Raw genomic sequence first — 25,085 nt, forward strand, 5'->3', positions numbered from 1 at the left:
AAAGGAGGAATGGCCAATGCTGAACCGGCCCACCGTTTCGGAAAAATGCTTCGATGCCGGCAACGTCGTCTTTTTGACCTTGCTGATGGTGCTCACCGTATACCCGATCTTGTACGTAGCCTTCGCTTCCGTCAGCGACGCCGCAAGCTTGATGGCGCACAAAGGCATGCTGTGGAAGCCGCTCGGATTTTCACTCGAGGCGTACGCGAGTGTGTTTAACAATCCGATGATTTTGAAGGGCTATGGGAATACGCTGTTCGTCGTCATCGTCGGCCTTGCGTTCAACCTGTCGCTTACGGCCTTCGGGGCGTATGCCTTGTCCCGCAAAAGCTTGCGCTACCGCAAGCCGCTTATGCTGTTCATCGTCTTTACGATGTTCTTCAGCGGAGGACTGATTCCGTTTTATTTTACGGTCAAAGGCATCGGGCTTGCCGACTCGCTCTGGGCGCTTATTATTCCACATGCGATCAACACGTTCAATCTGATCATCATGAAAACGTCGTTTGAGGCGATCCCCGATAGTCTGGAAGAGTCGGCCAAAATCGACGGTGCGAACGATTTCGTCATCCTATTCCGCATCATGCTGCCGCTGTCCATGCCCGTCATCGCGGTCATGATGCTGTATTATGGCGTCAGTCACTGGAACTCTTGGTTCCATGCGATGATCTTCCTGCAGGACCGGTCGCTGTATCCGCTGCAGCTCGTGCTCCGCGAAATTTTGCTGCAGGGCGAAGCGAGTTCGATGGCCGTCGGCGCGACGGAGGGCGATGTGGCGATGCTATCGGTTACGCTGAAATACGCGACGATTATCGTTGCGACGGTACCGATTCTTCTCGTGTATCCGTTCCTGCAAAAGTACTTCGTGAAGGGCGCGCTGGTCGGCGCAATCAAAGGATAAGGAGCGGAACCCGCAGCATGAGTGGAAACGAAACGGAAAATGTTCGCCTGGAGCTCGATTGGGAGCGGTTTATGGCCGATAATGATATGGAATGGGTCGTCAAGCCCGTCAGCTGGGACGAAGGGGCCTTTATCGGCAACGGGCTGATCGGCGCGATGATTTATGGAGAGGAGAATGCGAAAAAGCGGAATGTGCTGCGGTTCGTTGCGGGCCGGACGGACGTGACGGCGACCCGGACGGACGGTCCGGGCTTCCGCCCGCGCGTACCGGTTGGCGAGCTCGATCTGGAGCTGGAAGGGATGATTTATCATCCGACTTCGATGCGGCTGAATTTGTGGAATGCCGAGCTGCGGGCCGTATTGACGACGACCCGCGGAGAGGTTCGGGTCCGGGCATTCGTCCACAGCGAAGCGGAGGTTATGGCCGTCGAGCTTGAGACGACGGAAGGGGAAGAGGGCGCGCATTTGGCGTGGTATGCGAATTCCGAGGTGGATCCGGTGCTCAAGCATGCCGATGGCATCAATACGAACCAGTACATTCCGGAGGAAGAGGTGGACAAAACGACGGGGAAGGACGGCATATCCTTCTCTATCCAGCGGTATGCCCCGAATGAAGGCTGCGTCGCAGCCTGGAAGGAAGTGCGGGCATCCGAAAGCCGCCGCAGCATCTGGTATGTCAGCATCGTCAACGGCCATGATGAGAAGGCGAAGGAACAAGCTGCGGCTGCGGTGAGGAACGCTTCGGAGAGCGATTTCGGCGCGTGGGTCGACGCGCATCGCCGATGGTGGCATCGGTATTACAGGCAAAGCTTCGTTTCGATCCCGGACGGTCGGCTGGAAAGCTTTTACTGGATTCAGATGTATAAGCTGGCCTCGGCCACGCGGGCCGACCGGCCGCTGATCGACAATCAGGGACCGTGGCTTGCCCCGACGCCTTGGCCGGGGATCTGGTTCAACATGAACGTGCAAATGAGCTACTCGCCAGTCTATACGGCGAACCGGCTGGAGATCGGGGAATCGCTCGTACGGGCGCTCGACGAGAACAAGGAGCATTTGATCGGAAACGTGCCTGAGCGGTTCCGGCACGATTCGGCGGGATTGGGCCGAAACAGCAGCTATGATCTGAAAAGTGAAGTGAACGACGAGGTCGGCAACCTCGCCTGGATCTGCCACAACGTTTGGCGGCATTATCGGTACGCTATGGATGACGAGATGCTGAGGAACGTGCTGTATCCGATCTTGCGAAGAAGCATGAATTATTATTTCCACCTTCTGGAGGAAGAGGAAGACGGCAGACTGCATCTGCCGCCGACCATTTCCCCCGAATACGGCTCGTTTATGCGGACGAAGGTACGCGATTGCCATTACGATCTGGCGCTCATCCGCTGGGGCTGCGAAACACTGCTGGCCATAAGCGAACGGTTGGGGGAAGCGGACCCGACATGCTGGAAATGGCTGCACGTTCTTGACCGGCTGGCGCCGCTGCCGGTGGAAGAGACCGGCTTCATGATCGGCCGCGACACGCCGCTTGCGTACGGCCACCGGCATTTCAGCCATCTGCTCGCCGTCTTTCCACTGCACCTGATCGGCTGCGACAGGGAGGAGGACCGGGAGCTGATCGCGACCTCACTTCGCCATTGGATCGGCAAGGAGGGCGATCTGCGCGGCTTCAGCCTGACCGGCGCGGCATCCATCGCCGCTACGCTTGGCTGGGGGAATGAAGCGCTTCGCCTGCTGCAAGCGCTGCTGCTGATCGTCAAGCCGAATACGATGTACAAAGAGGCAGGGCCGGTCATCGAGACGCCGCTTGCGGGAGCGGAGGCGATTCATGACATGCTGCTGCAAAGCTGGGGCGGCACGATCCGCATCTTCCCGGCCGTCCCGGACGAATGGCGGGATGCGACGTTTCACGATTTGCGGGCCGAAGGGGCCTTTCTCGTCAGCGCCGTGCGCAGGGACGGCATTACCCGGTTTATTCGCGTGAGAAGCTTGGCCGGGGAGCCGTGTATTATCCGGACCGGATGGACCGGTGTCGTCCGGTGGCGGAAAGCCGGAACAGCCGCCCCTGAAACATTGGTCGACGTGGGAACGCAGGAAGGGGATATCGCAGTGGATTTGCAAAAGGGAGAGGAAGCGATCCTTTATCCGGACGGCGAGCTTCCGGATCTGCGCATACAGCCGGTATCGCCGTCCGTAAGACCCGTCCGTTATTTCGGCGGGCATAAGCCTTGGCGGCTTTACGGCTTTCCGTTCTGAGAGGCCGGAAATTGAAGATTTTAATGATCTTTTCGGCATTTTGATGATTTCTTTTGCCCCGTTTTTCTATGTAAAATGAAACCGGAGTGCACTCTATAATTAAAAAAACGAAGGAAACGAAGGAGAGATGAAATGATAAGACAAACAAAGCGGTTTTCGGTTTTGGCATGCACTTGCTTGCTTCTTACACTTGTTCCTGACGCACCCGGTTATGCAGCGGATGCCAAGCTGCCGTTTCCGGCATCTGCCGTAACGGCGAGTAAGGACGACGGCAACGTTCCTGCCAATGCGGTAGACGGCAATCTGGCCACACGCTGGTCCGCCAACGGTGACGGGGAATGGATCAAATTCGATCTAGGCGCCAACAAGAAGGTCAGCTATTTGAAAATGGCATTTCTAAACGGAGATTCCAGAACCTCCAAGTTCGATATTCAAACCTCGACCGACAATGTGAGCTTTAAGACGGTTAAGGCGAATGTGACCAGCAGTTTGAATGCGGGCCTGCAAACCTTTGATTTTCCCGATGTCAATGCGGCCCGGTACGTAAGAATTATTGGGCACGGCAACTCGGCTAATGCCTGGAACAGCTACACCGAAGTGGAGATTTATGGGGAGGGTGCCGAAGGTGGCCAAGGTGTGCCGGTTTCCAGCTCTGCCGAGCTGACTGCGGCCATTAGCAAAGCGGTTCCCGGCACGACGATTGTGCTCGCCGACGGTACCTACACGCAGGATGCTCCCTTCGTCGTAAGCGGCAAGAACGGCACGGCGAACAGCCCGATTACGATCAAAGCGGCAAATCCGGGTCAGGCCGTCATTTCCGGCGGGGCATCGCTCAAAATTCAAAAATCGTCCTACGTTACGATTGAGGGCTTGAAGTTTACGAACACCGGCAACACGGCGCTCCTCTTGGACGGCTCCAACAATATCCAGGTGACCCGGAATCGATTCGCTTTGCCGGCAACCGGAAAAGAGTTGTTCTGGCTGCAGGTGAGCGGAGCGAACAGCCATCACAATCAGATTGACCATAATGATTTTGGTCCCAAGAGCGACACTGGCCCGCTCATTGCCTACGAAGGCGACGGCAAGGGGAACATCTCGCAGTACGACGTGATCGAATACAACTACTTCCATGATGTCGGCCCGTGGGTAGACAACGGCAAGGAAACGATACGTCTGGGGCTATCCAAAGTCTCGTTGTCCAACGGGTACAACACCATTCAATACAATCTGTTCGAGAACTGCGACGGCGAGCCCGAAATCGTCTCCGTCAAAAGCAGCGGTAACACGGTCCGCTACAATACCTTCAAAACCTCAAAAGGAGGACTGACTTCGCGGCACGGCCATAACAACGAGTTTTACGGGAACTTCTTCCTTGGCGACGGCGTAGAACCGGAGAAAAAGGGAATGGAGCAATCGGGAATTCGGGTGTATGGCAACGACCATAAAATTTACAACAACTACTTCGAGAAGCTTACCGGGACGGCCATCTATCTCGATAGCGGCAGCTTTGACGGCGGCACCGGCGGGTATCCGCCCAATCCGACGATCGACCAATTGAGAGCGCATTGGAAAATTTACCGCGCCCAAGTCGTCAACAATACGATCGTAGGCAGCAAGGCGGGTATTGTTATCGGGTCGGGGAAGGCATACGCTCCTCAAGACAGCGTCGTGGCAAACAACATCGTGAAAAATTCCACGGGCACGCTTTATAACGAAGCGGCCACCAGCAACACCGTATTCGAAGGCAACCTCGGGTATGGCAGCACGCTGAGCAATAAGTCGAGAACGGCTTCGGAGATTCGCAACGCCGACCCGTTATTTCAAACCGTGAACGGATTGCAAAAATTATCCTCCGCCAGTAAGGCGGCGATTGACACCGCAGTTGGAACGTACAGCTATATCAAGGAGGATATGGATGGGGAGGTCCGCTCATCCGCCCATGATATCGGAGCGGACGAATATTCCACGGCTTCGTCCTTCAAGAATCGCCCGTTGCAGAAGGCCGACGTAGGGCCGAACGCGCCATAACTTAAATTTTACATTTGCCGCAGAAAAAAGGAAAAGTGCCATCCCCGCGGGGAGAGGCACTTTTTCTCATCCAGAGCCGCCTGATGGCGGCCTTACTTCGAGATGTAAAAGGCGTTATTTTCAAACTTTGTCGTTAAGCCTAAGTCCTCGACAGCCAATTTCCAGGTCATTGGGAAATAGGTCACATCATTTAAAACAAGCAGCGGATACGCTTCGGTCGAGTTGTCGAACCAGGCATCGTTTACAAATACGTTGAAATCGGGAAGCTTGGCGTACAGCTTTGCAGGCGGCGTGCCAAGGTCGGGGTTCAGCTTAGCTGCTTTGTTGGCCGTCTTCCGGATCACAAATCCCGTCTCTTTATCCCACTTGGTTTCGAGTCCCAAAGCCTGCGTGTAGCTCCAAGTCATCGGGAAATAGGTAATGTCTTTGTAGGTAATGACCGGATACTGCGCAGAAGCATTGGAAACTTCCTGATTATTTACATAGACCTTAAAAGCGGGCACATTCACCTTGATCATGCCGTCCGGAACTTCTTCTTTTGCCGGGGAAGAGGGAGTCGCCTTCGGCGAGCTTGACTTGCTGCCAGAGTCGCCGCTTGAGGTGCTTCCTCCATTATGATAATGATATTCTCCGTCTTCAAGCCCCCATTTTGCACAATTGGTTCTGCACGTGTGCCCTCCATTTTTATCCGTTCTGCCGGGATGAGCGCTTGCGATCGATGCGATCGACGAGAACGTAAGACTGAACAAAGCAATCCCTAACACAGCTTGTTTTAGTTTCATGAACATGGCCCCCTACTAGTTAGTTCTATCTTCTTGTAATTCTACCATCAATAGGAATATAGGACAATTGCCTCAAGCGAATTTGATCCATGATGATATAGCTTCAATCGCATGGCGGGTTTTCACACATCATTCAACAACAAACTGTGAAAAAGTTATCATTTGCATGAATGTGGTACGATTTAGGAGAAATCAACTTTTTAACCAAAGGATGGTGGATGCTATGAAACTGAATCATATCAATTTGACGGTCACGGACGTGCCGGCCGCTCAACAGTTTTTGGAAACTTATTTCGGACTTAAACCGATGGATACGAGCGGAGATGCGCGCGGCAATTCATTCGCTGTGCTGTTTGACGATAACGGAATGGTGATCACGTTAATGAAAGGAGCCGAGGTTCAGTACCCCAAGACGTTTCATATCGGCTTCATCCAGGGGAGCGAAGAGAAGGTGAATGAGATCAACCAACGGATGAAGGACGACGGATTCGATGTTAAGCCGCCGCAAAGGTCACATGGATGGACGTTCTATGTGAAAGCCCCGGGCGGTTTTACCGTTGAGGTCCTCGCTTAAGTGAAGCCGCGATAAAGGAAAAGCACGAACCGGTTGGAGGCGCAGTCCTTCAGCTGGTTTATTTTTTTGTCGAATAATGTCATGAAATATGTGTCTTTCGTTTCGTTTTTCTCTTGTAGAAACAGGACAATAGGCGGATAGTTTATCGATTTCTAAGTCTATCGGTTCAAATACGTTGGCATAACTTGTCATCGGAATCGTTTGAATGGAATAATGAAAGGGGTGTACCGGGGGCTTCGGACCCTTTGGTAACGGAAATCGGAGAATCACGAACAAGAGGAGCGAACGAAATGACGGAGCTGGAAGACCGATTCGAAGAGGATGGAAACGAACAAGAGGAGCAGGACGATTCCGGCTTTGCCCGGGTTTATATGGTGGAGCTGCTATACAAGTCGAAGCCGGAGCTGTCCCGCGAGGCGCTGTACGAGAAGATGGAAGCTTACACGGGGCAGGTTGACGTTCCGGATGATGAGGATGCCGAGGATGAAGAGGAGAAGGCCGATGTTCCCGGTCTTGCCGTCTGGGAAGCGGAAGATCCGGACCCAAGCAACGATACGTTGATGTTTTTTCATCTTAACTATAAAGTCGCTTATGCGGAAGGTGAACTTCCGGCGCAAACGTGCATATTCCAGACCAATGAGGAGACGAAACCGGAAAAGTACGAAACGGCTTTGCAGCAAGCATGGGATTGGCCCGAAGCCCGCGAGATGGTGGGAGCATGCCGCTATTCCATGCTGCTTACCGATTTCTGCGCCGCAGGCCTTCCTTATAAAGAACGGCTGGAGCTGTTCCAGAATGCGCTGCGGGCTCTGCTGGAGGTTGCTCCGTGCGACGCCCTCTATTGGAGCGCAAGCGACAAAATCGTAGATCCAAGGCAGTATCAGAGTGCTCTGGCGGAAGGGCAGACGCTGTATGGAGCGATGAACGTCAGATTTTATAACGTTCAGGGCAGGGGAGCGGAGCGCCGGGAGTTTTTGATGGATACGGCCGGACTCGCTGCGTTGGGACTGCCGGACCTGCAGTGTCATTTTTACGATATGGAGCCGGGAGAAGTCGCCTCCGTCCTGGGTGATCTCGGCTATTACCTGTATAACCGGGGAGATGTCATCCAAGACGGCGAGACGGTTGGCTGGACGGAGCAGCAGCGCTGGCGCTGCGAGCATCAATACGCCTTGGCGGCGCCGCGCCGTTACGTGCTGGACTTGGACCCGGGCGAGCCTTACTATGCGGGCAGACAGCATCACGACGAAAACCGATAATGCGGGAGGCGAGACGATCAAATGGATAACATGCTGGAAGAGCTCATTAACGAAATGAAGCAAGCCATTGTGCAATGGTTCGAATTCATTGGCGATAAGGATGCGGAACAAATTGTGAAGCGTACCCCGCTGCAGGTCGGGATTCATGATTACGGCCTGCTGGAGTACGCCAAGGGCAGAGTCAGCGTGACGGACACGGAGCTCGATTTCTTGTCACCGGAAGTCAAGACCGGGCTGGGCGAGCCTGCCGAGCTATTGTCGGAGGAACAAGTCCGGGAGCAGATCGTCCCGCGCTTGGCTGCATTCATGCAGCAGCAATTGGACAGCCTTCCGTCCCCGGCTTTAATCGATTATAACTTTTCGTTCTGGGGAAAGTTTCGCGTGCGGGAAGGCGAAGTGACGCTCCCGATTCTCCAGTATATCGACGAGGCGAAGAAGGAACGGCTGCTGAATGCCATCGCTTCTTATATCCAAACGAAGCTCGACGACGGGAAATACCCTACCAAGCCGCTGGAGACGTTCTTTCTCTCCAGACATCTGCTCGATGAGAACTTGTTTCCCGAGCCGGATGCAGGGCGGATCATTTCCGTGTTCGAGAACATTTTGGAGCTGAATAAAGCGAAGAAAGAACGGCTTGCCGAGCATCGTTCGAATATCGTGAGAGCTCTGCGGAATTGGGCGGAGGAGACGTTTCTTCCCCGCTATTTCGAGATTCATAAGGAAGGGTGGAGTCAAGCCGAGTATACGAGAAAAGGCGATATTCAGCTCGAAGATACCGAGCAAGGGCCGATTGAACTGCTGTTATATGCGGCGGTGTCCATCATCAAGTATGAGCCTTCTTATAGCAAAAGCACAGGGCTTGCCTTCCTGGAACGGGCCGTCGAGCTGGGAAGCGCCCGGGCATCCCGCTACATGAAGGAAGGCAGCGGAACGTTGGCCAAGGAAGACGTGCACCTCTGCAATGAGCTTATGGAATGCAAGGCCAATGACGTATTCGCTACCGTAACGATTACTATTAAGCAGGAAGCCGAGGAGAGCTATGCGTGTGCGCTCCGGTTTATTTGCCGCTTGCTGCAGCAAGGGTTCCCCAAAAGCTATCAGATTAAGCTGAAATCCAGCGTTAAGCAGTTTTTGCCCGTCAAGGGATTAGCGAAGTCGGGGACACATCGTTTCTTCGCGAACGCTATGGAATATCCGAAGCTGCACCCGCTGCTTGAGGAATATGCCCGCGCAGCGATGGAAGAGTTCGAATGGTATGCGGATACGGAAGGCGAGAAGTGCTGCATGCCGGGCAGCTATGCCGTCTTCGGCCTCGGATTGGCGGACCGGAGCTATTTTGCGCTGGTAGAGGATTATATGAAGCAAGTAGATGACGAGCACCAGTCCGTGCAAAATGACTTCACGACCGCTTTCATCGAACGGTACGGCGTGAATGCGGAGACCATCCCTACGCTGGTGACGTGCTTGCTGCACAGCACCGACTCGATCAAGCTGAAGATCAAGCCGGCGATGGAAGAGGAAGCCCATGCAAGACTGCTGCTTGACACGGTTAACGGCCTTCAGTCTTATGAAGTGGAGCATATCGTCTATACGATTTGGGGCGGCGTGGAAAAGCTTAAGGCTATCGCTGCCAAGGCCAAAGGGGAAAAGGCAGCTTTGCTGTCAGAGCTTGTGCAGGCCGCATCCTCCAAGAAAAGCCAACGGTAGTCAGTGTTAGAAGAAGGTTAGACGATATAGACAAGGCGAGGGTGCGATGGAAAGAACGTTAACGGATAGAATCAACAACAAAACATGGTCGATTCGACAGACCGGGAATCAAGTTTTCATTTCAAGCAACGGTGGCAAAGCGAAAGAAAAAGGCTTTGATGAGCCGGAGCAAGCGGCAAAGTATGTGCAGAAGGAAACGTGGAGCAGGCTGAAAAAAGGGTTTGTGCTGCATAACCCGCAGGCTGGAGCCGGACAGCCGGTCCTGCACCGTTACATCGGAGGCGGCTACACCGGGTTTATGCCGCTGGCCACGATGGAGGATACGAACGCGTTCTTTTGCGGCTATGTGGTGGGCCAGTTTGAAAAAGTAGAGATTTATCTCGTGGATGATCAAGGGGAGAAACAAACAACTCACGAGCTTCCGGGACAGCAATTCATCTTGGATATGCGGCTTTGTGCCGAACAGAACGTCCTGCTGTTGAATATTGACCATCATATTGCAGGGCTTTCTCTGGGTAATGGCGAGATGGAGCGCTACACTCCGAAGATGCCTGCGAGCACACTGTCGGTATCCGGCTCGGCGGCGCTCTGGTACGACAAGTCCAGCCTTGTCGTCTATGATCTGGGGACGAATACCGTCCGCTATACGAAACAGGTGGAATGCGAGAAGTACGGCGGACATAGTACGCAGCTTTGCGCCGCCTTGTCGCACGACGGCAGTCTGATCGCGTATTGTACGCAAACCGACGAAATCGTAATTGTCGATATGACGACCATGCAAGAGCGCACCATCGCAAAGGACAAAAATGGGATGACGACCAGCATGGCTTTTTCACCGGATGACCGATTGCTGTTCACGCAGGAGCAATATGGTTCATGGTCGCTCAAGTGCTACGACCTGAACACGATGACTGGACACAAGGATTGGATGACGCCGGATATAAAAAGCTTTGCGATCCACGACCGCAGAAGGCTGCTCGCCGTGTACAATTACGGCAAGATTCAGCTGTTCGACCTCCAGACCATGAAACCGACGATGGCGTTCGAGGTCGAGCATGTTGTCAAAAATTGCGCCCTTGCTTTTACACAGGATTACCTCGCTGTCTATACGGATTATGGCTGTGTGAGCCTCTATGCTCTTGCATAACACTAAAAAACAAGCCGGGGCGCAATTTCGGTTGCACTCTGGGCTTGTTTTTCATTTGCTTTATAGCTGATCCGCATTTGAAGACGGCTTGCCGTAGGGATCGAGATTTTCATCCCCGATGAGATCCACATAATCTTTGGCGCCTTCGGGAACAGTCAATAGATCTGCCGCTTCCGCCGTAGTCTCCAGATTTTCAATGCCTGCCTGAGTTTCTTTATCCATCGTTACCTCCTGTATTTATTCAAGCGAGTATCCTTCCAATTTTTCACGATCCCCGATTTCTTGGGTGTCATCCGTTCGAAATCCGTCACGTTCGTGTGATGCAAGGTCCTCATAGACCGTTTCGGGATTTCCGTCCGTTTCTTTTTCCAGCTTGTCTTGCGGCATGGCTTCATCTCCTTTACAATGGATATCATTTACAGCAAGCGGCCTAATTATTCTAAATAAAAAAGACCGCCAAGCTTGGCGGCCGAGTGTTGAGAAACCCGAGAAGTAAAAATTCTCAGACAAATAGAGGTGGGGTTATCCCGCAAGAGTTTACGTCCGCCTTTGAAATCCGTGAAAATACCGCTAGTTGTAATCAAGTTCACGGGTTTCAAGAGCGGCTGGAGGGATATACCCCACCGGCGTATGCAGAGAGAATTTTCTAAGCGAAGCGGGTTTCTTAACAAGTCCACCAATCGGCGGCTTAGTTATCCCGTGTCCGGTAGACAACCAGGATCGTGCTTCTTTGATATTCCCCTTTGTCGGGTTTGCTTTTGATAATCGACCCGTAGCTTATACTTACAATTTGATCTTCCGCCAATGTGGCCAGAAATTCGTTGCAGCTTTTCTCGGCAAGCCTGACGTCGGAATCAAGAAACTCTTTCACTTGAATCATGCGTTTCACCTTTCTTGGCTTATGATTTTGACCCATCAACCATTAAATGTAAAAAACCGCTTTCATGCAGTAAGGCATCCCGCCCGATAGAGTGGAATGCCTTACCAATTGACCATAGCATAGAACAACTATGGAGTCAAACTTGCTAGATTTTGACGATGAATACTATCCTATTGTGGAAATGAAATTTTGAATTGGTTATGATAGAGGGAAGCCATACATACAAGAGCCGGACCGAGGAGAGGGCGTTTATCCAAATGAGATATAACGGCATTCGTGAGATCATCGGCAGAGAGCCTTCGAAGCATCAATTTGAACAAATATCGGAAGCAGAACTGGAAAAAGAAATCATCGACGGGATTCCGCAAGATTTTGTTGATTTTTTGAAAGAAATCGGACAGGGAACTTTGGATGATGAATTTTTTCAATTTTTCGGCTGTTTAGTGCAGGCTGACGAGTTTTACGATGAGTTTATTCGTGAAGAAGACCATGAAGAGCTCAAAGATGTCCTACTATTCGGACGTAAATGTACCGGCGATGCGGCAGGTTTTTGGACAACGGAGGATTGGTCTATTGTCGAGGTATGGCACGACGATGATCTATCCTTACATCCCGTAGAAGAAGCGACTTTTGAGGAATATATCAATCAATTGTTTGCACCCAAAGGAGAACAGTAATGGATGAGAAATTGCTTAAAAAAATTGTAATGAACGTCCCTTTTTCCTACCCGCTGGCGGAAGGAACCACGATTCAAAAAAATGCCAACGATCCGAAGCTGCAAGTGAAGTGCTGTTATCTTACCGTCGTAAATAAAAGCGATGATACGGGAATCGAGGTCTTTATTAAGCCGGACACCTATTTCTTGGTTACGAAGGCCACTTATAATTATGACACCTTTGAAATGACTGTGGTCAGGCAGCTGGAGAATATTTCCGTTCACTATAGTGAACTTCCGGATTATATCGGACAAGAAAATATGAGCCTGATTGACGATCGGCTGACTTATTATTTATTTAAATCCCTGTAGCAGGTGAAAATACATTTTTCATGATGAGGATCATGTTGAATGTATTTTTCGTATTGGCGAAAAAAGGTAATTTTAATGGGAGAGTGGGGAGCTCATGGCTTGGACACTGGATAATGCCGTCGACCGTCATAAAGAAGCGCCCTATACTTTCTATACTCCGAGCGCTGAAGTCTTGGACAGGCTGCAGGCGGGCGACTTGGTCAAGCTCATCTTTATGGCGGAGGAAACGCTGGATAACGGCTGTGGAGCCGAAAGAATGTGGGTGAAAATCGTCGAGCGGCATGCTTCCGATTTCCGTGGGGAACTGGTCAATCATCCGGTATACTTACAATCTCCACAATATGGAGATATGATTCGTTTCAACTCGGTACATATTTGCAGTACGCAATTAGACGACCCGCGCGCGAAGGAAATGGATTATTATTTTGACTACAAGGTCATCGTGAGTAATGACGTTCTGGAACGAGAACAATTTAATTTTATGATGAAGGATGAGCCGAACAACGAACAGGACACGGGATGGATGTTTTTCAGCGGGTACGAGGATGACGATTATAATGCGGACAGCACAAATTTTCAAGTCGTTTCCTTGGGAGTCGTATTAAATATGGACGATTCGATCATACCTTATTTGGATGCCGAGCCTCGGAGCGCCTATGAAAGAGACTTGGAATCCGGCAAGTTTGTATTCGTCGAAGATTATGATTGGGACGCGTACGATGATGAATAGTTAGGCTTCGAAGTTTAGGAATAATGCTTGCCAAAGGGGGTTATAAAAAATGGTAGAATGTCCACACTGCGCGAAGCCTACAGCGTTTCAAAGGTACTGTTCCCATTGCGGAACCATTATACAGCATACGGTCGAAGAGAAGTTCGAGCTGCTAAGCGAGGCTGTCGAGAAGGCGCTCAAGAAAGAACGCCAAAAGCGGAAAAAGAAGAGGCGGGTAAAAATACTTATTGGCATAGTTATCATTTTATTGGCCGTCTATGTTGGAGTGAAAAGCGTCGGAACGTAAAAACAATGGAGGGCGGAAATCCGTGAAAAAAGATGAGTTTGGAAACCGGATGAAAGAGTATGAGCATGCGTTCCGGCACAGCTTGCCGCGCCGTCTCCCGATTATTGTCAGAATCGACGGCTGTCATTTTCATTCTTTTACCCGTGGCATGAAGAAGCCCTTTGACGAGACGTTGACCCATGCCTTGTGGGAAACGTGCAAGTACCTTGCGCAAAATATTATGGGATGTAAAATTGTTTATCATCAAAGTGACGAGATTTCCTTATTGCTTACCAATTATGATAAGTTAACGACCCAGTCATGGTTCGAAAACAATATTCAAAAGATCGTTTCCGTATCCGCCTCCATGGCGACGGCCAAGTTTAACGAAGAGATGCGAAGGATCGATCCGGATAAGCCTTTGGCGATCTTCGATAGCAGGGCATGGGTGCTTCCGCACGATGAAGTCGCCAATTATTTTGTATGGAGACAGCAAGACGCTACGAAAAATAGCATATCGATGGTGGCCCAGGCCCATTTTCCGCATAAGGAACTGCAAGGACTCGATGGAAAGCAGCTTCAAGATAAGCTCTTTCTGGAGAAAGGGATCAATTGGAATGATCTGCCCGTATGGCAGAAGCGCGGAGTATGCATCACCAAGCAGTCGTACTATAAAGGCGAAGCCTTAAGAAGCAAATGGGAAGTGGATGACGAGACGCCGATCTTCTCGCAGCATAGGGAATACGTGAATCAATATGTTTATTTGGACAAGGGGGAGTAGGCTTGGAGTGCGTCCTGTTCATTGGCATTCAGGCTTCCGGTAAATCGACCTTTTACAAAGAAAAGTTTTTTAAAACGCACATCCGAATTAACTTGGATATGCTGAAAACAAGACACAGAGAAGACATCTACGTGGCTGCCTCCATCGAAGCGAAGCAGCCGTTCGTCGTCGACAATACGAATCCCACACCCGAGGAGCGAAAAAAGTATATTGAGGCCGCGAAGCGGGGGAGGTTCAAGGTGACCGGCTATTATTTCGAGCCGGATTATGCGGAGTCCATGAAGCGAAATGAACTCAGGGCAGGGATCGAAAAGATTCCGGAGATCGGCATCAAAAGCGTCCTTAAGAAATTGACCCCGCCCGACGCCGATGAAGGATTCGACGAATTGTATAAAGTGATTACGCAGAACGGCAAATTTATCGTATCAGAGCTATAACGCTATAAAAGGAGAGTGCGACATGTCCGATTTAACCAAAGCGATTCTCATCGCCACTGCCGCTCATCAAGGCCAGTTGGATAAAGGCAACCAGCCTTACATTCTTCATCCGTTACGTTTGATGCTGAAAGCGCCGGATAACGACTCAAGAATCGTTGCCGTTCTGCACGATGTCATCGAGGATACGGACGTAACGATTGAATCTCTCAGGCAAGAAGGCTTTGCAGAGCGTTTCCTGGAGGCTCTCGATTGTCTCACGCGCAGAGATTACGAGACCTATGAGGAATTTCTTCAGCGAATCAAGCCAAACGCTTTAGCCAGATACGTGAAGCTCTTGGATCTGGAAGACAACCGGGATGTTCGAAGAATAAAGAATCTTTCGGAAAAAGATTTTGAGCGCCTGCAAAGGTACGAGAAAGCCGTAAATTATCTGCTTTCCAGAAGCCCGTAACTCTTTAATTTACCGTAATTTTTCGTAGCGCCGTTAACGTTCGCAGTCCGGCGATCAGATGTCTTCGTTCGGACTCGTTCATCATGAATTTCACGCCGTAATGATAGAGCGCGTTCGTAGATTGCAGCTGCCAGCGAATCGAACCGTTGAGCTTCAAAAGCTCTTCTTGCAGCTGCACATGCAGAATGATCTGCAGCTTGTTGCTGGCCGCGTTCAAATTTAAGGGAGTCACGATTTTGCATCCCGAGTTGCTGATATCCATCAAGGTTGCCTTTACCGGTGTGCTCGACGTTGAATTGCCGTTAATATTCGTGACTTCGAAATAGCAGACGATTGGGGTATTTAAATTATATCGAAAAGCATCGTTTCGCTTGTTATGATACATGACGCACCGCCTTCAATAGGATTGGATAGCTGACCCCACAATTGGTATCGTTTATACATATATCGGTAATTATGATTATTTATTTAATCTTTTTGTTCCCTGATATGTCAGCTTTACAAATCTATAAAAATAGATATAATGATGCGTATGGATCCTTTATTGATATATAAAGCATTGTCTAACGAAACCCGTCGTCAAATTATGGTGTGGTTAAAAGACCCGGAGCAACATTTCGATAAAACCCCCTATATCGAACACGGGATCGATTTCCGCATCGGCGTGTGTGTATCGGATATTCAAGCGAAAGCGGAGCTTGCCCAATCGGTCGTGTCCAACTATTTGTTAACGATGCAAAAAGCCGGCTTGTTGGAAGCGGAGCGGTATGGGAAGTGGACGTTTTATCGTCGGAACGAAAAGACCATTCAGCAATTTGCCGAGTATATTCGGACCGAACTTTAGAAAGAAAGGAGGGACGCTCTTTTTTTTATTTTTTTTGCATATTCATATCTATATATATGTATTTGAAGATTACACATGGAATGGAGATTTGTGAGAAATGAACAAGATTAACCCTTTGCTTATCCTAGTTCTTGCATTAGGCGTATTTGGAATTATTACGACGGAAATGGGAATTGTCGGGGTGCTGCCCCAGGTTACACAGAAATTCAACATCTCTGCCTCGCAGGCCGGATGGCTGGTCAGCATATTTGCTTTGGTCGTTGCAATCTCAGGCCCGTTCCTGACGCTGCTCGCCTCCGGCATGAACCGTAAGTTCATTCTACTAACCGCAGTGCTGTTGTTTGCGATTTCCAATATCGTGTATGCTTTTACGACGAGATTTGACGTCATGCTCGCTTTCCGCATTATTCCGGCTATTGTTCATCCCGCTTTCTTTTCTGTTGCGCTTGTCACGGCAGCATCGCTCGTATCTCCGGAGAAAAGCGGCCAGGCCGTCACCAAGGTTTTTGCCGGTATTACGGTCGGGTTCGCCTTCGGCGTGCCGTTGACTTCCTATCTGGCGGAGAAGGTCTCGCTGGAAGCCGCTTTCCTGTTCGGGGCCATCGTTAGCCTCGTGGCTTTTTTCGGGATTTTGGCCTGGCTTCCCTCGATGCCGGTTCAAACAAAGCTGTCTTATGGCGCACAGCTCGGTATTTTACGCAAGCCGGCGTTGTGGCTAAATATTGCTGCAGTGACAAGTATATTCGCCGCGATGTTCTCGGTGTACAGCTACTTCGCCGAATATCTTGGGCAAGTCACCCATATGAACGGCTCCTGGATCAGTATGATGCTGATGGTCTTTGGAGTGATCATGATTTTGGGCAACTTCTTATTCGGGAGCTTTTTGCAAAAGAGCGTTCTTCGAACGACGGTCCTTTTTCCAGTAGTTTATATTGCCGCTTACCTGCTGATTTATTATACGGGAGAATATTTCATGCCCATGATCGTAATGATCCTGCTGTGGGGGATCGTGCATTCCGGCGGTCTTATTGTCAGCCAAAGCTGGCTCATGACCGAGGCGCAGGCGGCTCCTGAGTTCGGCAACAGCCTGTTTGTCTCCTTCACGAATCTCGGCATAACGATCGGAGCGTCGGTCGGCGGCTGGGTTATCGGGCAGTTGGGAATCCATCAGTTGATGTGGAGCGGGATCGGATTTGCCCTGCTGGCTTTCCTGCTCATTACCGTAAAAATAAAACGGTACAGCACGAAAGCTGTGGTCAAGGAGCGGGGAGCTGCGACACCGTAGCTGGTCACGTTTTAGCCGCAGCATTTTATGGCAAGTTTTTTCTTTCTTCCAGGTATGCTAAACTTAATAACGTAAGGAATGACCTCTAGGACCAAACTCGGAAGAAAGGAGCGCTACCGATGCAAATTTCCGATTTTCTGTTCCCCAAGGACAAAGTGTCCTATATTATCTCGTCCGCTACGATGCAGGAGGCCTTGGACAAGCTGGAACAAAGTCAATACACGGCCATTCCCGTAATTGATGGGGAGGGGAAATACATTGGCACCCTCTCGGAAGGGGATCTATTCTGGAAAATGAAGAAGACCCCCGGATTGAACTTTCAAAACCTGGATACCATTAAAGTTCATGAAATTAAGCGCCGTATTCATAATGAGAGCGTTTCGATCAATGCGCACCTGGACGATATGCTTCATCTGGCTGCCGATCAGAACTTCGTTCCCGTCGTAGACGACAACCGAATCTTTATCGGGATCATCCGGCGCAAAGATATCATCGAGTACTATACGAACAATATTACGGATTAACCCGTTAGGGCAAGCCGGGTTTTAAACTGGCATATTACAATCAAGCGTCTGGGTGAGGGAACGATGAATTATACCATTTTACCGTTTTCGCGAATCAAGCATTTGCTTCCGGCAGACAGCTGGGTCTATACCTATAATGAGCGTAACCATGGAGAGTTCGAAGACAACCCCGTCGTTTTTTTTCAAGGGAATACCCGGCTTGAGAACCTGAATCTGGACAGGCCGTTCGACGAGGAGCACGTCTTTCTTGTCCTCGTGGACGGCAATCTTGCAGTCGATACCTATGTTTATAACGAAGAAATCAGCGGCGCGACATGTCTTATCGTCAAAGGCGATCTGTACGCGCAAAATATGGTAGTCGGCGGTCAGGAAATTTATGTAACCGGCAATCTGGAAGTCACGGAGTTGTTCTGGGGAGAGTATAATCACGGCGATTTGACCGTGGCCGGAAATGCTTCCGCTTCGCTATTTATGGATACGGAGGAGTATCATGTCTCGGTGAGAGGCGAGCAGCAGTTTTCCCTGCGAATCAGCAACTGGGACGAGCTGGGGGACTGGAATGACTTGGACGAGGACTTGCTCAAAGGGGTATTTGTGCAAGACTGCGTTATGGAATTGGGCGAGGAGCCGACGCTGGACCGGGAGAAGCTGCTGGAATATTTTAAAGCCGGCCGTTCTGTGCTCATCCCGGACAAGATCAAACCGGCGGAAGAGCCGGACATTCCTTTTCCGTTCGACAACTCCGAAATCAGCGTCGGGAACCTGATCCGGTTGGCAGACTCCGTTTTGATGCCGTTTGAAGCCAAGGAATCCGGGGGGAAATATGAGTTTTGGCGGGATGACGAGTTTTATCGCGTAATCCGTTCATCCAGCGAAGCGGAATATCGGGCGGTTTACCTGCAGGAGGATCGATGCGCCGTAATTGTGGAAACGAAGGAGGACGAACGAAACGGAATCCCGTACGTGAGTCTGCATTACAGAGGGCGTTACATTGAAGGGGAGGATACGGAGTGGCACCCGTTCGACGCTACTTCTCCCGAGCCGTTTCGTCTTTTGGTGCAGCGCGGCTGGCCTGCACTGCTGGCTGCCGTATCCCGGTTCGAATATTACCGCAGCTATGTTAGGCCTGAGCAAATTAGCGAGATTCTCTCCCTGCCTGTGGTAGAAGCGTATGACGATTTCTATGACGAGGACAAGAGCGGACTCTGGTGCGGCAGCGTATATGCCGGATTCCGGCAGCCTGGCGTAGTGCGGGACGGAGAGGAAAAACCTCCTTGCGTGATCGTCGCCAGAGAACAAGGGGAGGACATGGAAATTTATCATTTTTCAGTGGAAAAATGTGTGAACGGCTCCGAAACCGTCAAAATCCTTTATCAGGCCAGCAACGGGTATGAGCATCGGGCGCTGCCCGTGTGGGATGAGGAAAAGCTACAAATCGCCTGCCGGCTATTTCGTATTGCGGAGAAAAAGCTTTTTTCGCTCAATCAAAAATTGCTCGCCGGACACATTCCTCATTCGGCAGAATCCTTTTCTATCAAATATTGGAAGGAAAAGGGTTACCTGAGAGCCGAACGATGAATAGTCTAAGAGCGCACTCATAGAGAGCATTATATATTGGAAATCCGGAAAGTCCCCTCCAAGCTCACTCTTAAAGAGTGAGCTTGGAGGGGATTTTTCTATGGCGAAAAAGCGACATCTTACAACGGCTACATCATGAATATAGTAAATTAGTAGTTAAAAATTTGTAAATTAGTAGAATAATGTTGATATATTGGTAATATTATGCTATTTTGGGTTTAGTATATTGTGCACATTATACTAAACTATCATTAAGGAGTGACTTTATGAAAAAGCTTTTGATTTCCGCTATGGTTACACTCACCTTGATGGCTCCTACAAACATTTTTGCAGCTTCGCCCGATTCTGTTGCTTCCATTGCAGCGGCTGAAAATAGCGGCTCTGCTTGGGTTGCGAGATTTCCCGGTTCCAAAAGTGTCGATGATCTGAACGACCCGTTCAAAAGCAATGTCAAAAGCTTCATAGCCGCACTTCAAGCGGCAGGCATTTCGACAAGCATCGAGTCTACTTATAGACCGGAAGAACGGGCTTATTTGATGCATTGGTCGTGGAAGATTGTAAATAAGAAGGTAAGTCCGAAGGATGTTCCTGCCAAGGCCGGCGTCAATATCAAATGGGTACACGATAATGATGATGCCAATTACAGCAAATCGATCGCCGGAGCAAAAGAAATGGTCAACGGCTACGGGATTTCGAACTTGAACGTCGCACCGGCGCTGAATTCGAACCATACCGCAAGAAACGCGATTGATCTTGGTACGTCTTGGTCGAAGTCCAGCGTTGTGATCACGGATGCGAACGGCAAAAAAGTAACGATCGATTCCGGCGCCAAAAATAGTACTAACGCAACGTTGATTTCCGTAGCGAAAACGTATGGCCTGGTCCATTATACGCCTGTAAATGACGATAAAAACCATTTTTCTCCTAACGGGCACTAATTCCATTCGAGAGTCGAATTTATTCGGCTCTTTTTTTTGTATATAGAACTTGACATATCGACAAATTGCGATATTATAATGTGTATGGAACCGATTGAAATTTTCAAAGCACTGTCCAATGAGTCCAGGTTGCAAATTTTGCATTGGTTGAAGGATCCCGAAAAACATTTTACGCCCCACGAAGGGATTGATATGAGGAAAATCGGGGTATGTGTGAGTCAAGTCACGGAAAAGCTGAAGATGACACAGTCCACAGCTTCCCAATATTTAGCGATACTCGAGCGAGCAGGTCTGATCACGACCGAACGTATCGGCAAGTACACGTACTACAAACGAAACGAGGATACGATACGCGATATCGGTGCATTTTTTAACAACGAAATCTAACCATGACAAAACTGAATGCTCTCCGGAGGATTCGGTTTATGTCTGGTCTATATATCGATATATTATAATATATCGATATTTTTAATCACAACACATCGATAATTTATAATATATAGATGTGAATAAAATAAGGAGTGGTAATTTAATGTCGAGCACTTGGAAAATTTATTTTTTGGCCATTGTCAGTTTTTTGGTAGGGACATCCGAGTATGTCATTTCGGGTATTCTGGATAAGATCTCGGATACGATGGGGATCTCGATTACTTCGGCGGGGCAGCTCGTGACCATTTTCTCATTTGTATATGCTGTTTGTACCCCCATATTGATGGCATTGACGGCAAAAATAGAGCGGCAAAAGCTGCTCGTTGGTGCGCTCGGAATTTTCGTGGCAGCGAATATTTTGTCTTTTGTTTTGCCGGGATTCGGACTTTTCGTATTGGCGCGCGTTCTTATGGCTTTAGGTGCAGGAATGGTTGTTGTCACCGCCCTGGATATAGCAGCGAAAATCGCGCCTGAAGGCAAACAGGCCAGTTCCATTGCCACTGTGGTGATGGGCTTCACGACGTCATTAATTATCGGAGTTCCTCTCGGACGCATGATCGCTGCGGCATACGGCTGGAAGTCGGTGTTCGGTTTCATCGCTATAATTGGGGTTCTGGCCATCTTTGTTCTATACAAAACGATCCCGCGAGTGAAAGGGGATGCTCCCGTACCTTTATCCAAGCAGCTTGCTCTTCTCAAAAGCAGAAAAGTGGCTCTTGGACTCTCGATCACTTTCCTCTGGCTGGGCGGCTACTCGATAGCATATACTTACATTTCTCCTTATCTTCTCAAGATTGCCGGCTTGAACGAAGAAGTGCTGAGCGGAGCTTTATTGGCGTTCGGCGTGGCCAGCTTAATCGGCTCCAAATTTGGCGGCTACAGTACGGATAAATGGGGAGTTTCTTCCACGTTAATCGGGGGAATGTTCCTTCACATCGCGGCTCTCCTTTTACTGTCTGTTACAGTCGCTCTAACGAATTCATGGTGGCTCGTTATCGCCGTGCTTGTCTTATGGTCCTTTGCAGCGTGGTCATCCGGTCCTACGCAGCAATATAATTTGATCCGAATCGAGCCGAATTATTCGGGAGTCATGCTCGGACTCAACCAATCCACGATGCAATTATCGATGGCAGCAGGAGCGGGGATTGGCGGCCTAGCCGTCGATCAGGTATCGTTATCATCCATACCGTGGTTCGGCACGATCGGTGTAGCGATTGCAGTTGCGGCTTCATTCGTATTATTTTCATGGATAAAAGGGGAGGCCGGAAAAGCAAGCAAACCTCGGACTGATTCGGATATTCAGGTGCTCCCTGAATGATCAATCGGCAAACCAGAGGGAGGTTTTCATCTATGGTGGTGGCTGCGAGGCCATGTGGGAGTAGACTGAGATAGCAAGTTATAGACTGGCGCGCCGGCAACGGTGGCCGGGAAACACGGCTGCAGCCGGGCAAACAAATAAGCCCATAACCGTATTTTGGAAATAAATTAATTTTCCAATTTATAAGGAAATGGGCTCTCCCTGGAGTTCGAAAGCTTTAAAATTAGCGGGCTCTTTAATCTTACTTTATCGCCTTCTAAAGTAACGCCCATTTTACCGGAATGTTTGAAAGGATCAAACGGTTCATTGTTTTTATGCAAGAGTAGAATACAGGGCGATTTTACCACAATTCAATAAGCCACGTTTGCCTTTCAGTTAAGTGCGGTATGTTAAATGCCAAAGTATTCGGTAATAACTCTGCTAAACCGTGATGCGTATAATATAAAGATTGCGGCTTATATAACCGCAAATTATGTTTAATTAAAGATTAAAGTTTTCTTGCTTTAAAAACGAAGGACAAGGGAAACATTTTCGCGTTGAAAGCAGAATGATATTTCTGTTCAACTTTACTCTCACTTTCAAGAGTTTGTTTATCAGTTTCTTCTATCATTTCCTCAATAAAAAATCCTGCTTTAGATAAAGCGCTAATATACGTTGAAATTTTCCTTTTGCTGAGTGAAATATCAAAGCCGTATTTTTCAAACGTAAAAAGATTTTCATCGTAATAAGAGCTTTTAACTACAAGATTATCTTTTTCAATTTCCATACATCTCATAACAGGGTGATCCCAGCTAAATATAAAAGTACCACCTTTTTTTAAATAGGATGCGATTAAATTAAATGTTTTTTGTAAATCGGTAGTCCAGCCAATTGCATATATTGAATAAACAATATCAAAATAACCCATCGGTAAACCTGGATTCACTTCCATGGGACTATTGAATAAATGTGCTTCATACCCGCAATCTTTTAAATAACGGGTTGCATTTTCAATTTGCTGTGTTGACATATCAAGTCCCCAAAGTTCTGATGCATTATGGTCACCATGATATTTAAGAGAGTGTCCACTTCCACAACCAATTTCAAGAACTTTTTTACCAGACACATCACCAAACAAATGTAAATCTTCTTCGGATGGTATCAAGCATCCGAGTTCCGGGAGTGCAGTTACACCGAACCATTTGTCAGCAGTATTATCCCAAAACTTTTTATTTTGTTCTAAAACCCCATTATTATCAAGAGTGTTTTTTCTTGAACTTAATAATATATTGCTCATTTTAAACATCTCCTTAATTCTTGGTTTCGAATGTTACCTATCGTAAAATATAATATCTTTTTTTACAAACCTCAAAAACGCATGTTCGCTATTTTGCATAGATTTACACATTCGCATTACAATGCCTAAATTTAGGATTTTCAGAAAATAATAACTCTGTTTATCTCTAAAAACCTTAGACTTCCTCATCTTTCCTCTGTTAGTACATTGAGCTAAACTGCCCGTCCTTCGGTTCAATAGAAAGGAGTTCCCGCGTCTTCACTTGGGCCACTAGAACTAAGAAAACATTTTTTGGGACACCCATGTCTATCCGATGTGGGTTTCTCTTTATTTTGGCGTCTTGCAGATAGAGGATACTCGCAAAAGCAAAGCGAATATTAAAGAGATGTAGAGGTGATCCGGATTAGATAAAAAAATTTTGAAGCGCATTCCAAAAACATTAAGCGGGACTTAGGGGTTAACCCGATCGTAGTGTTTGGGGAGGATGTTTAATTTGTTGCAGTTGCAGATCTAGATAAGATCGGAACTTTGGCACATGAAGTCCGGCATAGTTGGCAGTATCAAAATAAAGATACGGAAGGATTTAAATTCAAAATTAGTTCAGAACAAGATTTCATGCGTACTGGAGTAAAGGGAGGTTTCATTTTGAAAGTTGAGCCAAATTTTCCTGATACGGTCGTGGTGTTGGTGAAACATGAAGGAAAATATACGTGGTATGTGAGTGAAAAAGAATTATGGATTATGGATTTATTGGAATTAGATAATGCCTTCCGCAGAAAGTTCAATCAACCTGAAGTAACTGAAACAGAGGCTGATTATGAAGAGCGGGAAGGATGCGAGATACTATCTGAAAAAAATATAGCGCAGTTTCAGGAAGCTATGAAAGAGTATAAAGTAAGCTACACAGAATTGACTGACTATTTTAATCTATATTCCGAGGTTTACTTGGATGGAGTGAGTTCAGCTGTTGAAACTTCTTTTTATTTGGATTTTGATAATAAAATTTTCTACTCCTTTTTTAAAGAACCTGGATCTTATGAACAGTTTGTTCCAACTGGCTGGAGGGGGATTTTTGAAGAGGACGTCCAAAAAGTAATTCCGGAAAATGCCAAACGGACCGAGTGCGTACATGCAGATAAATCTGATTATGATTCGATATGAACAAATCGAACAATAAAAAATCTACTTCGAGGACGTATACAAAATGAAAAATAAAACAATTTCCATAGCTACTATTTTATTCGTACTAGTCATTTTATATTTTAACAAAGGTTGGATTTTAACGAATCTTTCAACACCGGCAAGCAACGAAGCTGAAAACGCAGTTGTACTGAATTTTCCATCGGATCGTTTTCCGGAAACTGGCGCCCACATAAAAGCGGCGATCGAGCGTGGGAAATCCTCCATCTGTACAATCAATAGAAAAGGAGCTGAAGCCAATCGAAAAGAATCTTTAAGAGGCGTGCCCGTCAAGCCTAATTTGGATCGAGACGAGTTCCCCATGGCCATGTGCGCAGAAGGCGGCAAAGGAGCCGATATCATGTATATCAGTCCTTCCGACAATCGAGGAGCGGGATCTTGGGTGAGCAATCAATTGGAAAAGTATCCCGATGGGACGCGAGTGAAGATTGTTGTGAAATGAAGTATTTCTATGTATCTGCTCATGTATGGC

Annotated in this window: 29 protein-coding genes; 23 read left to right on the forward strand and 6 right to left on the reverse strand. The window is 48.4% G+C overall.

Going from position 1 to position 25,085, the window contains the following annotated elements:
* Positions 1 to 16: 16 nt before the first annotated feature.
* From PEL01S_RS14850 to PEL01S_RS14860, 3 genes are all read left to right on the forward strand, one after another.
* Entirely contained in the window at positions 17 to 898 is an 882-nt protein-coding gene (locus PEL01S_RS14850; RefSeq protein WP_063178705.1) for a carbohydrate ABC transporter permease, read from the forward strand.
* A gap of 17 nt (positions 899 to 915) precedes the next feature.
* On the forward strand, positions 916 to 3,153 hold the full coding sequence (locus PEL01S_RS14855) for a glycosyl hydrolase family 95 catalytic domain-containing protein (RefSeq protein ID WP_127460842.1): 2,238 nt from the start codon (positions 916 to 918) through the stop codon (positions 3,151 to 3,153).
* Between the two features lie 132 nt (positions 3,154 to 3,285).
* On the forward strand, positions 3,286 to 5,181 hold the full coding sequence (locus PEL01S_RS14860; RefSeq protein WP_127460843.1) for a chondroitinase-B domain-containing protein: 1,896 nt from the start codon (positions 3,286 to 3,288) through the stop codon (positions 5,179 to 5,181).
* A 92-nt stretch (positions 5,182 to 5,273) separates the two neighbouring features.
* Here PEL01S_RS14860 and PEL01S_RS14865 read toward each other — a convergent pair whose 3' ends face one another.
* Positions 5,274 to 5,963, reverse strand: a complete 690-nt coding sequence (locus PEL01S_RS14865; RefSeq protein ID WP_127460844.1) for a YHYH domain-containing protein — start codon at positions 5,961 to 5,963, stop codon at positions 5,274 to 5,276.
* 223 nt (positions 5,964 to 6,186) lie between these two features.
* Here PEL01S_RS14865 and PEL01S_RS14870 point away from each other — a divergent pair, with 223 nt between their 5' ends.
* The 4 genes from PEL01S_RS14870 (at position 6,187) to PEL01S_RS14885 (ending at position 10,650) form a co-directional block, all read left to right on the forward strand.
* Positions 6,187 to 6,537 carry a VOC family protein gene (locus tag PEL01S_RS14870; RefSeq protein WP_063178712.1) on the forward strand — a complete coding sequence of 117 codons (351 nt, stop codon included), beginning with the start codon at positions 6,187 to 6,189 and terminating at the stop codon, positions 6,535 to 6,537.
* 290 nt (positions 6,538 to 6,827) lie between these two features.
* Positions 6,828 to 7,796 carry a DUF4261 domain-containing protein gene (locus PEL01S_RS14875; RefSeq protein WP_127460845.1) on the forward strand — a complete coding sequence of 323 codons (969 nt, stop codon included), beginning with the start codon at positions 6,828 to 6,830 and terminating at the stop codon, positions 7,794 to 7,796.
* A 21-nt stretch (positions 7,797 to 7,817) separates the two neighbouring features.
* A complete protein-coding gene (locus PEL01S_RS14880) occupies positions 7,818 to 9,503 on the forward strand; it encodes a DUF6138 family protein (protein ID WP_127460846.1) in 1,686 nt (561 codons plus the stop codon).
* Between the two features lie 46 nt (positions 9,504 to 9,549).
* Positions 9,550 to 10,650: a WD40 repeat domain-containing protein gene (locus PEL01S_RS14885; protein WP_127460847.1), complete on the forward strand. Its 1,101-nt coding sequence runs from the start codon at positions 9,550 to 9,552 to the stop codon at positions 10,648 to 10,650.
* A gap of 60 nt (positions 10,651 to 10,710) precedes the next feature.
* Here the strand turns inward: PEL01S_RS14885 and PEL01S_RS34505 are convergent, their stop codons facing one another.
* The 3 genes from PEL01S_RS34505 to PEL01S_RS14890 form a co-directional block, all read right to left on the reverse strand.
* Positions 10,711 to 10,872 carry a hypothetical protein gene (locus tag PEL01S_RS34505; protein ID WP_164824282.1) on the reverse strand — a complete coding sequence of 54 codons (162 nt, stop codon included), beginning with the start codon at positions 10,870 to 10,872 and terminating at the stop codon, positions 10,711 to 10,713.
* A 15-nt stretch (positions 10,873 to 10,887) separates the two neighbouring features.
* A complete protein-coding gene (locus PEL01S_RS34510) occupies positions 10,888 to 11,037 on the reverse strand; it encodes a hypothetical protein (protein ID WP_163767682.1) in 150 nt (49 codons plus the stop codon).
* Between the two features lie 301 nt (positions 11,038 to 11,338).
* Positions 11,339 to 11,530 carry a sporulation protein Cse60 gene (locus tag PEL01S_RS14890; RefSeq protein WP_010499403.1) on the reverse strand — a complete coding sequence of 64 codons (192 nt, stop codon included), beginning with the start codon at positions 11,528 to 11,530 and terminating at the stop codon, positions 11,339 to 11,341.
* Between the two features lie 257 nt (positions 11,531 to 11,787).
* Here PEL01S_RS14890 and PEL01S_RS14895 point away from each other — a divergent pair, with 257 nt between their 5' ends.
* The 7 genes from PEL01S_RS14895 to PEL01S_RS14925 all read left to right on the forward strand — a co-directional run bounded on the left by PEL01S_RS14895 (position 11,788) and on the right by PEL01S_RS14925 (position 15,221).
* Positions 11,788 to 12,207: an SMI1/KNR4 family protein gene (locus PEL01S_RS14895; RefSeq protein ID WP_127460848.1), complete on the forward strand. Its 420-nt coding sequence runs from the start codon at positions 11,788 to 11,790 to the stop codon at positions 12,205 to 12,207.
* Positions 12,207 to 12,557: a hypothetical protein gene (locus PEL01S_RS14900; protein ID WP_063186134.1), complete on the forward strand. Its 351-nt coding sequence runs from the start codon at positions 12,207 to 12,209 to the stop codon at positions 12,555 to 12,557. The genes PEL01S_RS14895 and PEL01S_RS14900 overlap by 1 nt, the downstream gene beginning before the upstream one ends.
* 94 nt (positions 12,558 to 12,651) lie before the next feature.
* Entirely contained in the window at positions 12,652 to 13,287 is a 636-nt protein-coding gene (locus tag PEL01S_RS14905) for an immunity protein Imm33 domain-containing protein (protein ID WP_127460849.1), read from the forward strand.
* 49 nt (positions 13,288 to 13,336) lie between these two features.
* Positions 13,337 to 13,573 carry a DUF2116 family Zn-ribbon domain-containing protein gene (locus PEL01S_RS14910; protein WP_127460850.1) on the forward strand — a complete coding sequence of 79 codons (237 nt, stop codon included), beginning with the start codon at positions 13,337 to 13,339 and terminating at the stop codon, positions 13,571 to 13,573.
* A gap of 22 nt (positions 13,574 to 13,595) precedes the next feature.
* Complete coding sequence (locus PEL01S_RS14915) at positions 13,596 to 14,333, forward strand: tRNA(His) guanylyltransferase Thg1 family protein (RefSeq protein ID WP_063186129.1); 738 nt, start codon at positions 13,596 to 13,598, stop codon at positions 14,331 to 14,333.
* A 2-nt stretch (positions 14,334 to 14,335) separates the two neighbouring features.
* Positions 14,336 to 14,770, forward strand: a complete 435-nt coding sequence (locus tag PEL01S_RS14920) for an AAA family ATPase (protein ID WP_063186128.1) — start codon at positions 14,336 to 14,338, stop codon at positions 14,768 to 14,770.
* Positions 14,771 to 14,792: 22 nt separating this feature from the next.
* Positions 14,793 to 15,221: a GTP pyrophosphokinase gene (locus tag PEL01S_RS14925; RefSeq protein ID WP_127460851.1), complete on the forward strand. Its 429-nt coding sequence runs from the start codon at positions 14,793 to 14,795 to the stop codon at positions 15,219 to 15,221.
* Between the two features lie 4 nt (positions 15,222 to 15,225).
* Here PEL01S_RS14925 and PEL01S_RS14930 read toward each other — a convergent pair whose 3' ends face one another.
* A complete protein-coding gene (locus PEL01S_RS14930; RefSeq protein ID WP_127460852.1) occupies positions 15,226 to 15,606 on the reverse strand; it encodes a PilZ domain-containing protein in 381 nt (126 codons plus the stop codon).
* Between the two features lie 147 nt (positions 15,607 to 15,753).
* Here PEL01S_RS14930 and PEL01S_RS14935 point away from each other — a divergent pair, with 147 nt between their 5' ends.
* From PEL01S_RS14935 to PEL01S_RS14965, 7 genes are all read left to right on the forward strand, one after another.
* Positions 15,754 to 16,065 (forward strand): ArsR/SmtB family transcription factor, encoded by a 312-nt coding sequence (locus tag PEL01S_RS14935; RefSeq protein ID WP_063186122.1) that lies wholly within the window; start codon positions 15,754 to 15,756, stop codon positions 16,063 to 16,065.
* A gap of 97 nt (positions 16,066 to 16,162) precedes the next feature.
* Entirely contained in the window at positions 16,163 to 17,350 is a 1,188-nt protein-coding gene (locus tag PEL01S_RS14940) for an MFS transporter (RefSeq protein ID WP_127460853.1), read from the forward strand.
* 119 nt (positions 17,351 to 17,469) lie between these two features.
* Complete coding sequence (locus tag PEL01S_RS14945) at positions 17,470 to 17,874, forward strand: CBS domain-containing protein (RefSeq protein ID WP_063186118.1); 405 nt, start codon at positions 17,470 to 17,472, stop codon at positions 17,872 to 17,874.
* A 63-nt stretch (positions 17,875 to 17,937) separates the two neighbouring features.
* Positions 17,938 to 19,452 (forward strand): hypothetical protein, encoded by a 1,515-nt coding sequence (locus tag PEL01S_RS14950; RefSeq protein ID WP_127460854.1) that lies wholly within the window; start codon positions 17,938 to 17,940, stop codon positions 19,450 to 19,452.
* Between the two features lie 266 nt (positions 19,453 to 19,718).
* Positions 19,719 to 20,390 (forward strand): peptidoglycan-binding domain-containing protein, encoded by a 672-nt coding sequence (locus PEL01S_RS14955; protein WP_127460855.1) that lies wholly within the window; start codon positions 19,719 to 19,721, stop codon positions 20,388 to 20,390.
* Positions 20,391 to 20,474: 84 nt separating this feature from the next.
* On the forward strand, positions 20,475 to 20,777 hold the full coding sequence (locus PEL01S_RS14960; protein ID WP_127460856.1) for an ArsR/SmtB family transcription factor: 303 nt from the start codon (positions 20,475 to 20,477) through the stop codon (positions 20,775 to 20,777).
* Between the two features lie 145 nt (positions 20,778 to 20,922).
* On the forward strand, positions 20,923 to 22,137 hold the full coding sequence (locus tag PEL01S_RS14965) for an MFS transporter (RefSeq protein WP_174806949.1): 1,215 nt from the start codon (positions 20,923 to 20,925) through the stop codon (positions 22,135 to 22,137).
* Positions 22,138 to 22,624: 487 nt separating this feature from the next.
* On the opposite strand, the gene PEL01S_RS14975 is transcribed toward PEL01S_RS14965, so the two are convergent.
* Entirely contained in the window at positions 22,625 to 23,413 is a 789-nt protein-coding gene (locus PEL01S_RS14975; protein WP_127460857.1) for a class I SAM-dependent methyltransferase, read from the reverse strand.
* 528 nt (positions 23,414 to 23,941) lie between these two features.
* Between PEL01S_RS14975 and PEL01S_RS14980 the strand changes: the two genes are divergently transcribed.
* Positions 23,942 to 24,574 (forward strand): hypothetical protein, encoded by a 633-nt coding sequence (locus PEL01S_RS14980; protein WP_127460858.1) that lies wholly within the window; start codon positions 23,942 to 23,944, stop codon positions 24,572 to 24,574.
* A gap of 43 nt (positions 24,575 to 24,617) precedes the next feature.
* The gene (locus PEL01S_RS14985; RefSeq protein ID WP_127460859.1) at positions 24,618 to 25,055 is read left to right on the forward strand and encodes a NucA/NucB deoxyribonuclease domain-containing protein; all 438 of its coding nucleotides are present in this window, start codon (positions 24,618 to 24,620) and stop codon (positions 25,053 to 25,055) included.
* Positions 25,056 to 25,085: the final 30 nt, after the last annotated feature.

This window comes from Paenibacillus elgii NBRC 100335, assembly GCF_004000865.1.
Taxonomy (GTDB): domain Bacteria; phylum Bacillota; class Bacilli; order Paenibacillales; family NBRC-103111; genus Paenibacillus_G; species Paenibacillus_G elgii.

Excerpts from the sequence above, each read along its gene's own strand:
- PEL01S_RS14850 (WP_063178705.1), top strand. The coding sequence starts at position 17 with ATGCTGAACCGGCCCACCGTTTCGGAAAAATGCTTCGATGCCGGCAAC.
- PEL01S_RS14855 (WP_127460842.1), top strand. The coding sequence starts at position 916 with ATGAGTGGAAACGAAACGGAAAATGTTCGCCTGGAGCTCGATTGGGAG.
- PEL01S_RS14860 (WP_127460843.1), top strand. The coding sequence starts at position 3,286 with ATGATAAGACAAACAAAGCGGTTTTCGGTTTTGGCATGCACTTGCTTG.
- PEL01S_RS14865 (WP_127460844.1), bottom strand. The coding sequence starts at position 5,963 with ATGAAACTAAAACAAGCTGTGTTAGGGATTGCTTTGTTCAGTCTTACG.
- PEL01S_RS14870 (WP_063178712.1), top strand. The coding sequence starts at position 6,187 with ATGAAACTGAATCATATCAATTTGACGGTCACGGACGTGCCGGCCGCT.
- PEL01S_RS14875 (WP_127460845.1), top strand. The coding sequence starts at position 6,828 with ATGACGGAGCTGGAAGACCGATTCGAAGAGGATGGAAACGAACAAGAG.
- PEL01S_RS14880 (WP_127460846.1), top strand. The coding sequence starts at position 7,818 with ATGGATAACATGCTGGAAGAGCTCATTAACGAAATGAAGCAAGCCATT.
- PEL01S_RS14885 (WP_127460847.1), top strand. The coding sequence starts at position 9,550 with ATGGAAAGAACGTTAACGGATAGAATCAACAACAAAACATGGTCGATT.
- PEL01S_RS34505 (WP_164824282.1), bottom strand. The coding sequence starts at position 10,872 with ATGGATAAAGAAACTCAGGCAGGCATTGAAAATCTGGAGACTACGGCG.
- PEL01S_RS34510 (WP_163767682.1), bottom strand. The coding sequence starts at position 11,037 with ATGCCGCAAGACAAGCTGGAAAAAGAAACGGACGGAAATCCCGAAACG.
- PEL01S_RS14890 (WP_010499403.1), bottom strand. The coding sequence starts at position 11,530 with ATGATTCAAGTGAAAGAGTTTCTTGATTCCGACGTCAGGCTTGCCGAG.
- PEL01S_RS14895 (WP_127460848.1), top strand. The coding sequence starts at position 11,788 with ATGAGATATAACGGCATTCGTGAGATCATCGGCAGAGAGCCTTCGAAG.
- PEL01S_RS14900 (WP_063186134.1), top strand. The coding sequence starts at position 12,207 with ATGGATGAGAAATTGCTTAAAAAAATTGTAATGAACGTCCCTTTTTCC.
- PEL01S_RS14905 (WP_127460849.1), top strand. The coding sequence starts at position 12,652 with ATGGCTTGGACACTGGATAATGCCGTCGACCGTCATAAAGAAGCGCCC.
- PEL01S_RS14910 (WP_127460850.1), top strand. The coding sequence starts at position 13,337 with ATGGTAGAATGTCCACACTGCGCGAAGCCTACAGCGTTTCAAAGGTAC.
- PEL01S_RS14925 (WP_127460851.1), top strand. The coding sequence starts at position 14,793 with ATGTCCGATTTAACCAAAGCGATTCTCATCGCCACTGCCGCTCATCAA.
- PEL01S_RS14930 (WP_127460852.1), bottom strand. The coding sequence starts at position 15,606 with ATGTATCATAACAAGCGAAACGATGCTTTTCGATATAATTTAAATACC.
- PEL01S_RS14935 (WP_063186122.1), top strand. The coding sequence starts at position 15,754 with ATGGATCCTTTATTGATATATAAAGCATTGTCTAACGAAACCCGTCGT.
- PEL01S_RS14940 (WP_127460853.1), top strand. The coding sequence starts at position 16,163 with ATGAACAAGATTAACCCTTTGCTTATCCTAGTTCTTGCATTAGGCGTA.
- PEL01S_RS14945 (WP_063186118.1), top strand. The coding sequence starts at position 17,470 with ATGCAAATTTCCGATTTTCTGTTCCCCAAGGACAAAGTGTCCTATATT.
- PEL01S_RS14950 (WP_127460854.1), top strand. The coding sequence starts at position 17,938 with ATGAATTATACCATTTTACCGTTTTCGCGAATCAAGCATTTGCTTCCG.
- PEL01S_RS14955 (WP_127460855.1), top strand. The coding sequence starts at position 19,719 with ATGAAAAAGCTTTTGATTTCCGCTATGGTTACACTCACCTTGATGGCT.
- PEL01S_RS14960 (WP_127460856.1), top strand. The coding sequence starts at position 20,475 with ATGGAACCGATTGAAATTTTCAAAGCACTGTCCAATGAGTCCAGGTTG.
- PEL01S_RS14965 (WP_174806949.1), top strand. The coding sequence starts at position 20,923 with ATGTCGAGCACTTGGAAAATTTATTTTTTGGCCATTGTCAGTTTTTTG.
- PEL01S_RS14975 (WP_127460857.1), bottom strand. The coding sequence starts at position 23,413 with ATGAGCAATATATTATTAAGTTCAAGAAAAAACACTCTTGATAATAAT.
- PEL01S_RS14985 (WP_127460859.1), top strand. The coding sequence starts at position 24,618 with ATGAAAAATAAAACAATTTCCATAGCTACTATTTTATTCGTACTAGTC.